This is a genomic window from Cognataquiflexum rubidum (assembly GCF_022538115.1).
Taxonomy (GTDB): Bacteria; Bacteroidota; Bacteroidia; order Cytophagales; family Cyclobacteriaceae; genus Cognataquiflexum; species Cognataquiflexum rubidum.
Map to the genome: position 1 here is coordinate 357,332 of NZ_JAKZAL010000001.1, position 12,832 is coordinate 370,163.

Annotated in this window: 10 protein-coding genes; all 10 read left to right on the forward strand. The window is 37.5% G+C overall.

The window, feature by feature from the left end:
• Nucleotides 1-120: 120 nt before the first annotated feature.
• The 10 genes from MMU05_RS01585 (at nt 121) to ppk2 (ending at nt 12,303) form a co-directional block, all read left to right on the forward strand.
• Nucleotides 121-1,644 (forward strand): serine hydrolase, encoded by a 1,524-nt coding sequence (locus MMU05_RS01585; RefSeq protein ID WP_241139906.1) that lies wholly within the window; start codon nt 121-123, stop codon nt 1,642-1,644.
• Nucleotides 1,645-1,873: 229 nt separating this feature from the next.
• On the forward strand, nt 1,874-2,995 hold the full coding sequence (locus MMU05_RS01590) for a hypothetical protein (protein WP_241139907.1): 1,122 nt from the start codon (nt 1,874-1,876) through the stop codon (nt 2,993-2,995).
• A gap of 57 nt (nt 2,996-3,052) precedes the next feature.
• Nucleotides 3,053-3,487 carry a DUF3788 family protein gene (locus MMU05_RS01595; RefSeq protein WP_241139908.1) on the forward strand — a complete coding sequence of 145 codons (435 nt, stop codon included), beginning with the start codon at nt 3,053-3,055 and terminating at the stop codon, nt 3,485-3,487.
• Nucleotides 3,488-4,042: 555 nt separating this feature from the next.
• Nucleotides 4,043-5,413, forward strand: coding sequence for a tyrosine-type recombinase/integrase (locus MMU05_RS01600; protein ID WP_241139909.1), 1,371 nt, complete (start codon nt 4,043-4,045; stop codon nt 5,411-5,413).
• A 162-nt stretch (nt 5,414-5,575) separates the two neighbouring features.
• A complete protein-coding gene (locus tag MMU05_RS01605) occupies nt 5,576-8,770 on the forward strand; it encodes a sacsin N-terminal ATP-binding-like domain-containing protein (RefSeq protein WP_241139910.1) in 3,195 nt (1,064 codons plus the stop codon).
• Nucleotides 8,767-8,928, forward strand: a complete 162-nt coding sequence (locus MMU05_RS01610; RefSeq protein ID WP_241139911.1) for a hypothetical protein — start codon at nt 8,767-8,769, stop codon at nt 8,926-8,928. The genes MMU05_RS01605 and MMU05_RS01610 overlap by 4 nt, the downstream gene beginning before the upstream one ends.
• 12 nt (nt 8,929-8,940) lie before the next feature.
• Entirely contained in the window at nt 8,941-9,684 is a 744-nt protein-coding gene (locus tag MMU05_RS01615; RefSeq protein ID WP_241139912.1) for a hypothetical protein, read from the forward strand.
• 199 nt (nt 9,685-9,883) lie between these two features.
• Nucleotides 9,884-10,156 (forward strand): hypothetical protein, encoded by a 273-nt coding sequence (locus MMU05_RS01620; RefSeq protein ID WP_241139913.1) that lies wholly within the window; start codon nt 9,884-9,886, stop codon nt 10,154-10,156.
• 118 nt (nt 10,157-10,274) lie between these two features.
• Nucleotides 10,275-10,706, forward strand: a complete 432-nt coding sequence (locus tag MMU05_RS01625; RefSeq protein ID WP_241139914.1) for a hypothetical protein — start codon at nt 10,275-10,277, stop codon at nt 10,704-10,706.
• 457 nt (nt 10,707-11,163) lie between these two features.
• Entirely contained in the window at nt 11,164-12,303 is a 1,140-nt protein-coding gene (gene ppk2, locus MMU05_RS01630) for a polyphosphate kinase 2 (RefSeq protein WP_241139915.1), read from the forward strand.
• Nucleotides 12,304-12,832: the final 529 nt, after the last annotated feature.

The window sequence follows — 12,832 nt, forward strand, 5'->3', positions numbered from 1 at the left end:
AAAATTTAAGACTCGAAGACTATCGTACTGAAAATGATGTCTTACGAATATTGAAGAAATCCGATTTTTTGAAGTAATCCATTTCAGGTGTATCTTCATTGCTTCTAAATTAAACCGGATATGAAAAACAAGTTCACCCTATTTTTGATCATTTTTTCCCTTTCAGTACACCATTCATTTGCCCAAGACCTCAAAAAACTCGATGCCTATTTTGCCAAAATGGTAGCCGATTGGGATGTGCCGGGAGCGAGCATCGGTATCGTCAAAGACGGAAAACTTGTCTTTACCGGAAACTATGGCCTTATCGAAACAGGCAAACCCGAAAAGCCCAATGAAAACACCCTTTATGCCATTGCCTCCAATTCCAAAGCTTTCACTTCTGCGATCATCGGGATGCTCGTGCAGGAAGGGAAACTGAAATGGAACGAGAAGGTCAAAGACCATCTCCCCTATTTTTCACTCTACAATGATCCCTGGATCAGCAGTCAGGTGACCGTGCGGGATATCCTCAGCCACAGGGTGGGATTGGGTACATTCAGCGGAGATGTGATCTGGTACAAATCTGAGATGAGCTCCGAAAACATGATCAAGCTCGCAGGAAAACTCCCTCAGGCCTATGACTTCCGCGCTGGGTATGGCTACTCCAACCTGATGTACATTACAGCCGGCGAACTCATCAAGAAAATCACGGGCAAAACCTGGGGCGAAAATGTCAAAGAAAGAATCCTGGTTCCTTTGGGGATGAACAGGACCCTGACCACTGCACAGGATTTGGCAAATACCAATAACGTGACCACTCCCCACGGACGGGAAAATGACATAAACTTCCCCATCAAATTTGAAGATTGGAATGAAATCGGAGCTACCGGCGGCATCATCTCTTCGGTCAACGACGTGGCCAAATGGATGATCTTCAACCTCAACCATGGTATCCACGGCAAGGATACGATTTTGACCAGGTCTACCCGCAATATGGTCTGGACCCCGCACAACAATTTTATGGTAGACCATACCACAAAAAACGACTTGGGAAGGCATTTCTCGGGATATGGAATGGGTTGGAACCTCGGGGATTTTCATGGGAAAATGATGGTGGGCCATACAGGTGGATTTGACGGGATGATCACGGCAGTGACGATGATTCCTGAAGAAAACCTTGGCATAGTCGTCCTGACCAATGGCCACAAAAGCCCCATCATGGCCGCTACGTATTATGCTTTTGACCAATTCCTGGGCACAGGTACCAAGGATTGGTCCAAAGACTTACTTGTCAGGACCAATGAAAACCAAAAAAATGACACCCGCATTGCAGACATGAAAGCCAAACGGGTGATGGACACCAAACCCTCCCTTGGGCTTTCTGCCTATGCAGGCATTTACCATGCTGAAGTTTATGGCAATATCATTGTCACCATCGAAGGCGGGGAACTCCTGATTGAATTTGAAAATTCCCCTCGCCTTTCCGCGAAGCTAAGGCATTGGCATTATGATGTATGGGAAATCGTCTGGGACGAAAAGCACGCCTGGTTCAGTTTTGGCACTGTCAAATTTCAGACCGACAACGACATGAAAGTCACCGGACTGGAATTCCAGGTTCCCAATGATGACATATTCTTTGAGGAGCTGAAACCGATTAAAAAATGAAAGGGGTAGGGTTCCAGTATAGATTTTGATAAATAAAGATGATTAGATATTGGGATATTAAGATATTAGGATATTGTTACTTCCCCGCCTCAGAATTAAGTTCAGTTTTGGAACCTTCCAAAAAGCATGGTCTGCCACCTTGAAAGTTTTATTTCAATCCTTTTAAAATATGTCCTTTCAAATTTTTTTAACTAGCATCTTTTTAATAGATTTATTCAAAACCCTTAGAATGAAATACTTATACAGATTTTTGATTTTCTTCTTCTGCCTAGGATTATGGACAGGTTGTGAACCGGATGAATCTCCTTCAGACGCCATTTCCAAGGAAATATTTTTGGAAGGTGAAGGAGGCAGTAACGGCATCCTGTTTCCCAACGAAAATACAATAGTAGTCTACAATATGGGCTTGGGAGCAATTCTGGATCGAAGCGGAAAATTTCAGCATCGATTCTCGATACGTAGCTATGTTTTTGACTACATGATTACAGAAGGAAACCAAATCTTTGCAACGGGAAAAACAGAAGATCCCAACAGACTTGGGGTATCTGCCTACAACTTAAATGGGGATTTTTTATGGGAAAAATTTGTTACCCGTGGTGCGGAAATGGTAGAAGCGCCCACCCTCAAGGTACAGGGAAATGAACTGATTCTTGCCTTTTCCTCCACCACAAATGAAGATCCCAATGCACTTGAAAAAACGATATATTTTGAAGCATTTTCCAAAAATGGGGAAGTATTAGGATCCTCAGATTTCAGTTTTAAGCCAAAAGCGGATTTCTTTACCTATCACATCGTGATTGAAAGCAAATCAAATTTTCTTGTCCAAGGTCAGAGAAAAATAGCAGATCCGATTTTAGATGAACAGGGAATCCTGATTTATAGGTTTAAGGACGGCAGAGTAAATTGGGAAACTGAAAAAGGAGGCCTCGGGTTTTCGACAGTGACAAGCGTCATCAAGAGTCCCACTGGGGATTTCCTTTTTGTAGGATCCAAGCAGACTTCCGCCTGGGCATTTTTGCTGAATGACAGCGGTAAAACCCTTTGGGATCTGGACCAAGGGAATGGCACCAACAGGTATTGGTTTATGGATGCTATCTTTCTTGGCAATTCGATTCATTTCTGTGGTTTTACAAATGCTACTCCAAACCAAAAGGAAACAGCTTTGATTTTCTCTACCGATTTAGCAGGTGGCGGAGGTATCGAAAAGATTTTCAATGGAACTGAAAGTTACCGACACAATGCTGTCGGCAGCAGGGCGCAAGATGAGGTGATTTTTGTGGGCACAAGAACCATAAACAATACATTTAGAGCTGATTCCTGGCTTTTGTTTACCGATGGCAAAGGGGAATAGATACCTAATTTTGACCGCCACAAATGGGTAATTTCCCACTCCGTAAACCATTCATCCATGAAAGCAGAAAATCAGCAATTGTTACTTCGGGATGAATTAATTGTACCTACAGACAAAGTGTTGGAAAAAGCACTCAGGGAAGATATTTTTCAGATTTACTGCGAATTGCGGGAAAAAATTTCCGTTGATTTTGGACTTGACCACGAGTGGAGGTATTACAAAGATGGAAAAACCTGGCTGTTTAAAGCCACTCACAAAAAGAAGACGGTTTTCTGGCTTTCTGCTTGGGAAAATCTCCTCAAGGTGAGTTTTTATTTCACCCAAAACTCCCACTCCGGGACCTTCGATTTGCAAATAAGCGATGCAACCAAGGAGAATTTTAGAAATGGCAAACCGGTTGGCAAATTGATTCCGCTGACTCTTGAGATTGACCAAAAGGAACAGTTGATGGAGGTGTGGGAAATTGTCAAATACAAAAAGGGGTTGATGTAGTTTAATCACTTTGGGAGACAACTATTTCAAAACGATGGGTATGAAGCATCATTACTTTAGCTTTTCATTCGGTTAAGAAGGCTACGACCAATCCGATTAATTCTCTTAAAATGGGTTTTAATTCAGAATACTGAATTCATGATTCTGAATGTAGGTCGTCGTCATTCTTAATCAGGTAAGACCACCATGCATCTTCAATAGCGAAAATACCTACCAGGATTCGCTCCGGGGTAGCTAAACGGTAACCCAGACACGGAGTATCCCTAGCTGGGACACGGAGTATCCCTATCTAGGACACGGAGTATCTATAGGAGAAGGTATACTAGAGGTTAGGGGAAGGTATACTAGAGGTTAGGGGAAGGTATACTAGGGTATAGAGGAAGTATAGCAGAAGGTTGTGGGAATAGTATTGAATGTCGGGGAAAAAGTTAAACGTTTAAGTTGGGCCAGTAATTTTTTATCAAAATAGGAACAGGCTAAATTATGCAGGATATACAGCTTCTCCAGCTCTCCTGCTTCTCCGGAAGCAGGATCTAACCTGAAATTTTTGACCCCATGGAACCAAAACCTATCCAAGCCGAGGTGATCGGTAAGAAGATCATCCTGAAGATGCCCAAAAATGAGGCTGATGTAAAGTTCGTCCTGACTCTCCGGTATTCCAAGTGGAACAAGGAAGGTTTTTTTTGGGAGATCCCGCATTATCCTGGCAACCTCGAGCGGATCCAACAACATTTTGGGGACAGGATTGGACCTGTCAACCGACAGGAGTCTATCACTCTAGAATCCATCGGGCAATTAAGGAAGGCCGACATAAACCAGGTCCTGGTAATCAAAACCCGGGCCGGTAGACTAAAGCTGATTTTTGGATACAATGCTACGCTGACCAAAACGATAAAATCTATCCCCTACTACCAATGGGATCTAAAAAACAAGTGGTGGACAATTCCCTATTCAGATCAGTTTTTGGAAGAGGTGAAAAGAAAGATCGGGGACCTGGGTTTGGTTATGGTTTTTGAAGAGGAAGAAAAGAATACTGAGGTGGTAGCCAAAGTATCTCATTATGACATCCCCAATTACAGAAAATGCCCTGAGGAGTATATTCACAAGCTGGAAGAAAGGAGGTACAGTCAAAGTACCATCAGGGCTTATGTTCCTTTATTCGAAGAATTCCTAAATCACTTTCCGGATTTAGATATCAATGATTTTGGTGAAAAAGAAATCATGGAATTTTCCCATTACCTGGTGACTGTGCGGAAAGTGTCCTCTTCACATCAAAATCAAGCTATCAACGCCGCGAAATTTTACTTCGAAAAAGTCAAAGGCGGCGAGCGGAAATACTATCATGTAGATAGGCCGATCAGGGAGAAAGCCTTACCCGAGGTCTGTAGTGAGGAAGAAATCGTTGCCATCTTCAAAGCCACCGAAAACCTGAAGCACAAAGCAATCCTGATGACCATATATTCTGCCGGACTCAGAATAAGTGAGTTGATCAATCTCAAAATCAAAGACATTGATTCAAAACGGATGCAAATAAGGATTGAACAAGCAAAGGGGAAGAAGGATAGGTATACTATTTTATCTCCAAAAACTTTAAAAATATTGAGGGAATATTTCAAAAATGAGAAACCTTCAGAGTTTTTATTCGAAGGACAAGGAAGTACTAATGAAAAGCCTATACAATATTCTGCCAGAAGCATTCAAGCCATATTAAAGCAATCCTTGGAAATTACAAGGATTAAGAAAAAAGTAACTGTCCATACCTTACGGCACTCGTTCGCAACTCACCTACTTGAAAACGGTACTGATCTAAGGTATATTCAGTCTCTTCTGGGGCATGAAAGCCCAAAAACAACTCAAATCTATACCCATATTACAACAAAAGGCTTTGATCAAATAATAAGTCCATTGGACAAATTGGATATTTAGACTTTTAGGTTTATGTTTAAGATAATTCAAATATATCCGCAACTGTTGCGCCATGTATTCCATATGGCATACATAGCGCAATGATTGCGTGAAGCAACACGTTGGCGGTCATTGTAGAGCGACACCCAAACACAAACCGACAAGACAAATTAAAAGCTAAAAATGAACGAAACTACAAGCATAAATCGTGACGAAATATTAAACAACGCAAAAACGGAATCTGAATTATCAGACTTGAAGCAACACGCTGATAAGATGATTAGAGGTTTTGAAAATTTCAATAATTATTCGTCAAATCGTGCAGTATGGGAATTAGTTCAAAATGCTTGTGACTTGACAACGGAATGTGAAGTTGTTTTAGACTACCGAAACGGGTTCTCTTTTACTCACAACGGAAAACCATTTACGACTAAATCGTTTATTTCTTTAATAAAGCAAGTAAGTGGGAAATATGGAGAAGAATCAGAAATCCCAGAAGTTGGAAAATACGGAACAGGTTTTTTGACGACACATACTTTTGGACGTAAGTTCAAAATCAACTCTATTCTTGAAGCAAACAACACCTTTTTTGAAATCAAAGACTTTTTAATTGACAGAAGCCCGAAAGAATGGAAAGCTCTAAGTGAAAACATCAGAACGCAAAAAGAAAATGTTTACCAACTTATTCAAGAAGGTGCTATTCTTTCAAGTCCTGAAATAAAAACAACATTCACGTTTTTACCCGAGACCGACCAAGAACGGAGTTACATAGCTGAATCAAGCAAAGATTTAGAAGACTACATTCCCATTGTTTTGACAATAAATGACCGACTCAAAAAAGTAAAAATTGTTTTAAATGATACTGAAACTTCTTTTGAACAAGTTGAAAAAATAAAAGTCGAAAATGACAAAGAAATTGAATTATACAAAACAACTATTTCAAAAAACGGAAGGAACAAAATACTTTATTCCATCATTGAAACTGACGACCAAATTGAAGTAATTCTTCCAATCAACGAAAACCTTGAATTATTTCAATTTTCAGAAAGAGTTGCCCGACTTTTTTTATATTATCCATTAATAGGTTCTGAAGATTTTGGTTTAAACTTCATTATCAACTGTAATCAATTCTTGCCAACCGAACCAAGAGACGGAATCCATTTAAAAAGCAACAAAGACCAAGTAAAAGAGCAAGAAGAAGCGAACCAAAAAATAATAGAAAGGGCATCAGAATTAATATTTGATTTTCTAAAAAGTAACGTACTAAGCGTTTCAAATCCGCTTTTATATGCTCAAATAAATTTTAAAAGGAATACAGACAATAATTTGTTGAACGAGTATTTCGAAACCCTACAAACCACTTGGATAAAAGAATATAAGTTGTTGCCAATCGTTGAAACAGTTGAAGGTTTTATGCCTGTTAATCAAGTTTGTTTCTTTGCCGAAGAACTTTTAATCAACCCAGAATATTTTGATGATGTTTATACTTTAGTATCAACTTTTTACAGCAACATTCCAACAAAAGAGAAAGTTGCTTTGTGGAGTAGGTTTGCCAGTGAATGGACTAATGAGAATACGGATTTTGTAGGGCATCAAGATTTGGTTGAGAAAATAGCAAAAGAGCATTTATCTAAGTTTGACAAAGATTGCTTAATCAACTACTACAAGATTCTAATTGCAGAAGAAAAGATAAATTATTTTTCAGAGCATACTTTATTGCCAAATCTAAACGGTAAATTTTGTTTGCTTTCATCTCTTCTTACACCTCAAAACCTAACCGAAAATCTAATTGACATTGGAACGTCTATAATTCCAAACTCTATTGAACGACTAATTCATAGGGATTTTAGTTTCAATTTTCATTTTGAAAAATTCAACAGAAAAGATTTTTCAAACAGCGTTAAAACAAAATTAGATGAAATTCAGGCTTCAACTTCCATTTATTTCCCTGAAACAATAAATACAGCCAATTATAATGTTCAATCATTTGACAAAACTCAAAAACTCGAAAAAAATTTCTTTGAAAATCTATTGAAGTATTGTAAACTAAATAATAATGTAAATTCACAAAGTAAGCCTGCGACATTAGTAAAAATCATAAGCAAGTATTATTCTTTTGATGAGAATTTGATTCAGTTATCTAACCTTGAAAACCAAGAAGAAAATTTAGACATTCGTTCAACAAGAAAAATTTTGGTTCAAATTTTCTTTAATTTGCTTCAACACCATAACGAAGATTGGGTAGAATCAAATATTGGATTATTACTTGAAATCGCAAACTGTAATGAAGACAGCTTGAAAGAAGTTTATTCAACTTCAAAAATTTATCCTAATCAGTTAAATCAACTAAAAAGCAATAGTGAACTAAAAAGAGATATTGACATAATTCCTGAAATCAAAGACCTCTACAACAGGGTATCAAAGGACGAAATTAAAGAAGATTTGGTGTACATAGGATTTAATGAATTTGTAGCAGAGGACAGATTTATAACAAGTAAGTATCTCACCAATCAAATAGAAGATATATTTTTCAATTCTGACATTCATAGTATAAATGAGCATCCCTTTAAAGACGAAATATTAAAGATTATTTCATCGTTACGCGACAAAAAATATGCAGAATTATTTCCACGACTTGACGACAAAAAAGCAAATTTAATGTTGGACGTTGTTACAAATGAAAATACAAAAGATGAAATTTTTTCAATTGTAACATTAAAGGAATCTGAATTAAAGAAACTTGGTAAACTTGTTCAAGAGGATAACTTTTCAGCAATTTTAAACGCTGCAACGGCTTTGCTTGAATTACAAAAAGAAAATGATGCCGATTTTCATCATAAACACGAAATAGGAACATATATTGAAAGTTTAATTAGACAAAAATTATCTGACGAATTACAAGACAGAGTTACTTTTGGAGACAAAGAATCCGTTGAAGCAACAAACATTCAAGGCGGACAAGATATTGTTATATTTCTTGATGGAAATCCAGTTTATTTCATAGAAGTAAAATCCAGATGGAATTCCCAAAATTCCGTTTCTATGAGCAAATTACAACTTCAACGTGCCGTTGAACAAAATAAACTTTATGCTTTGTGTGCGGTGGACATTACACGCTACACAGGCACAAATGACAGATACAAACTTTCAACACACGAAATTCTACCCCTCACAAAATTTGTAACAAACATTGGTAATACAATAAAGCCATTAATTGAAGATAATTTAATAGCGGAAAAAGAACAAGAAAAATCAATACACTTAATAGATTATAGAGGTATTATACCACAAGACATAATTCAAAGCGGATACGACTTTGACAAGTTTATTGATTTGCTTTCAGAAACAATTAAAACAGCAGACACAGAAAAAGTATGACAAGAACGATATTATCACGACACGAAAAAGAACAACGAACCGCCAACATCACCTATACGCAAGCAGGGGTTTCGTGCTTCGTAGGACAGGAATGTGGTAAATTTAAAGTTCAGTTCTTCGAAGGAAGTTCAGTGGTAAAAATCCCTGCCTGCGTATAGCTGCAAACCGTTGTGGCTAATTTAAAAATGACGAAGTCCCTAACGATAGTATTTGTGTTCATAGGAACAATTGCATTTGGACAAAGCGTTCAAATCGACACATTTCGACTTGAGAAAAGTGAACGATTCAAGGACATTCAATCTGAAAAGATGAACTTTCCAGTAGTTCGTTCAGGAAATAAGGAAATTGACTCATTGATAAATTTCGACTTGAAAAATCGATTTACAAGATATGAATACCCCATCCAAAATCTCGATTCGACTCTATTGAAATGGGCAGGCGACCAAATTGTTTTTCTCGACTTTCAGGTGACTTACAATCAAAGTGGAATTCTGTCAATCAATGTAAGTGCTGAAGGTTGCGGAGCATATTGCACTTATTGGACAGACTACTTTAATTATTCGACACAATCAGGAAAATGGCTTGATATTAATTCAGTTGTTGACACGACAGGCTTATTCAGGAAAATGGTTATTGAAGACAAAATGGAACAGTATGATAAAGCAAGGCTAGAACTTAAAGAAGCTCTTAACGACCCTGATTGGGGATTAACTGAGGATGAGTATGATTCTGCACTTGAGTTTTATAATGAGTGTGACAACTCATTCAAGCTTATTCAATTTGCCTTGTATCCAGACTCTATTGAAATAATTGAAGAATGTTGGCTGCCTCATGTGATGAAACCACTAACACCAATAATTGAATTGAAATATGCATTCTCTGAAATTGGAGAATATTTGAAAATAAAAAACTAGCCACAACAACGGCTATAGTGCCCGCCCTGCGGGACACGCATCATAGCCAAAGCGACTCACGCTGGCCTTCCTTCCAAAGGACAACTCCATTCGACATCCACTAAACGCAATACCGGGGACTGCCAAATGGCACGGAGCAGTAGAGCGTTTAGTTAGCCGTAAATTCAATAAATAGTTAAATCTCATAAAATAGATTGATATGGAAAAAAAGGACCTTTACAAGTTGACTGACGAAGAACTTTTAGCCGAAAAAAAGAAGCTGAATAAATCTAAAATTTTCCATGCAGCATCCATTGGTTTTCTTGCTGGAATCCTCATTTTCGGAGTTGTTGCCTGGAGTTTATCTCCAAAAAAACAGGTGGGATTTCTTATCCCCATGTTAATTCCTGTTGTCTTTATTTACCGGATGTTTAAAAATCCAAATAAGAACAAGGATTTGGAAGAGGTCTTAAGAGAACGTCACTTGAATTGAGGAATAAAAATCTCATTGTTGTCGGCTCTTAATCAAAATTAGGGCGGGCAAGAAATACTTCGAAAACCGCCACAAGTCATTCGCTCAAACCGTTTTCAAACAGCTTTCCTAACTTAATATGACAAGACTGCTATTAATAATATTCTTATTCAGCTTTAAGGTTACTTCACCGGAATTGACCGGAAATTGGAAGGTAATCTCCTATGAAGATGAAATCGTTTATTACAATAAAATCACGGATTCAATTTCATTTAAAGATGCTTCAAGAAAAGAAGATGCTGAATACTTTCTAGAAACAGCTGAGTTTATGATTTCCCCTCTGACTTATAATTTTGACAACAACGGTAATTTTGGTGTCAGTCATCAAGCCATGGGCATAATTGCAAGCGGAAAATATGAGGTAGATGAAACAAATAAAAAGATAATAATGATTGACCAAGAAGGTAAAAAAGAGACGGTACCATTTAGCTTGGACAATGGAATATTGTTTATTGAAATGGAAATGGAAGTCGGCTTTGTAAAAATTGGTCTAGCAAAAAGCAGCAGTTAAACCCCTCCTTTTTCTACCTAATATTTGATGGTTGGGTGAAAAGGTATTCGATAAAGCCGTCTTAAGAAATTTACCATTATTTTTTGAACTTGAAATTCCAATAATCCCCAGGAGTTCATGATTGTTTCACATTTCACCCGTTGGAACGTTTATCTTTTTACCCTATATCCACCATTCAAGGCACACACAAACCAGCTTCTATTCAGCAGAATTTAAAATCTTATACTGCCACATACCCATCTTCTGAGTCAGATTCTAGCTTCGGCATGACGTTTCCTGAACGTTGGTGGCAATCAGCTTTAGACAAACTTTACAAAAAACTATAATACCGCAAAATCCTTATTCTCCATGCGCGATACCCTTCTAAAGATGACTAATATCATTTTTATTAATTGGTACGGGTTGTATATTTTGAAAATTTATTAGGGATCACAGAAACAAAACTATAAGAAGAAATATGGAAAAGAAAACAACCATAAAAGAGACCAGTCCTCCAAAAACCAAGTCCACTTTAGCAAAGCCTAAAAAAGTTTCGACCGGAGACGTTATCAAAGGAAAAACCCCTAAACAGATTCAAGACAACACGATTGAAGTGATACATGAAGCCAAGCTTGAAAAGGAAGTGGCTGCAATTGAAGATATTTTTGGGAAGTCTAACAATAAGAAAAGGTCTTTAAGTGAATATCTGGAAAAATTCTCTGAGGAAGATAAAAAAGAGGTCTTAAGCCTGCTAAGAGACGAATTGGAAAATAATCAGGTTCAGAAACATCCTGATGAGGTTTTGTCAAAACTTTGGCATCAAGGCGGATATCCCTATGAATATCTGATGTCCAGAAAAAACTACGAAAAGCAAAAGTATAAACTTCAGGTAGAATTGTTAAAACTTCAATCATGGGTCAAAGAAACCGGTTCCAGAGTTGTGATTTTATTTGAAGGAAGAGATGCAGCCGGAAAGGGAGGAACAATAAAGCGCTTGATGGAACATCTTAATCCAAGGGGAGCAAGAGTTGTGGCTTTAGAGAAACCAACGGACGAGGAAAAAGGGCAATGGTATTTTCAGAGGTATATCAAACATTTTCCTTCTAAAGGAGAAATCGTGCTATTCGACCGCTCTTGGTACAACAGAGCAGGGGTAGAAAAAGTAATGGGGTTTTGTACTGATGAAGAATATTTGGAGTTTATGCGTGAAGTTCCGGAATTGGAACGCAACTTAATAAGGAGTGGAATATATCTGTTTAAATTTTGGTTTTCTGTGAGTAGAGATGAACAAAAGAGAAGATTTAAGGACAGGGAAAATCATCCACTGAAACAATGGAAATTATCACCAATTGACAAAGCTTCCTTGAACAAATGGGATGATTATACTGATGCTAAAGAAAAAATGTTTTTCTATTCAGACACTTCAGATGCTCCCTGGATTGTGATTAAATCAAACTGTAAAAAACGAGCCAGACTCAACACCATGAGGTATGTTTTAAATAGGTTTACCTATAGTGATAGAGATGTGAACAACATTGGAAAATTAGATTCATTAATTGTAGGACGTTCGAATGTGATTTATGAAAAAGGTGAAAAGCGGTCGAATGAAATAACTTGATTGTCGGCTACTCAATTATAAATCCTGTTGTATCGCTAATAACCGCCAATAAAAACAAAAAATTGGCGGTTCGTGGTTAAATGAAGTTCAGTTTCTCAATCAAACTTTGAAGGTTGAAAGTCTTGTACTTCGAAATCGCCAACTTCCTGAAGCTGAAAACCGTTAGGCTGTGAAAAATCTACATTTTTTTTACAAAAATCCCTTTTGTGAAGCTGATACGGGGTTTGTATTTCTAAAAGCTAGAACATACTTAAAGAATATCCCAAAAACTCTCTTGTCCGATTTTTGGAGATATTGGGTTGACGAGTCTCTAGTTTTCGATTTAACCTGATTTTGGTCTGATAGAAACTGTCTTGAAGTGCTGTTACATTTTCTGAGTTCTTCCATAAAGTCTTCAATTTTCCGGACACATCCCCTTTCAAGTCTCCTGCTTCTTATTCAACTGAATTTACTAATTTTAGAGGGATTCCAGCATAGCGGAACAGGTATTGAACTAATAAACTAAGAAAAAAAAGGCCATAATTTACAG

Excerpts from the sequence above, each read along its gene's own strand:
- MMU05_RS01585 (WP_241139906.1), top strand. The coding sequence starts at position 121 with ATGAAAAACAAGTTCACCCTATTTTTGATCATTTTTTCCCTTTCAGTA.
- MMU05_RS01590 (WP_241139907.1), top strand. The coding sequence starts at position 1,874 with ATGAAATACTTATACAGATTTTTGATTTTCTTCTTCTGCCTAGGATTA.
- MMU05_RS01595 (WP_241139908.1), top strand. The coding sequence starts at position 3,053 with ATGAAAGCAGAAAATCAGCAATTGTTACTTCGGGATGAATTAATTGTA.
- MMU05_RS01600 (WP_241139909.1), top strand. The coding sequence starts at position 4,043 with ATGGAACCAAAACCTATCCAAGCCGAGGTGATCGGTAAGAAGATCATC.
- MMU05_RS01605 (WP_241139910.1), top strand. The coding sequence starts at position 5,576 with ATGAACGAAACTACAAGCATAAATCGTGACGAAATATTAAACAACGCA.
- MMU05_RS01610 (WP_241139911.1), top strand. The coding sequence starts at position 8,767 with ATGACAAGAACGATATTATCACGACACGAAAAAGAACAACGAACCGCC.
- MMU05_RS01620 (WP_241139913.1), top strand. The coding sequence starts at position 9,884 with ATGGAAAAAAAGGACCTTTACAAGTTGACTGACGAAGAACTTTTAGCC.
- MMU05_RS01625 (WP_241139914.1), top strand. The coding sequence starts at position 10,275 with ATGACAAGACTGCTATTAATAATATTCTTATTCAGCTTTAAGGTTACT.
- ppk2 (WP_241139915.1), top strand. The coding sequence starts at position 11,164 with ATGGAAAAGAAAACAACCATAAAAGAGACCAGTCCTCCAAAAACCAAG.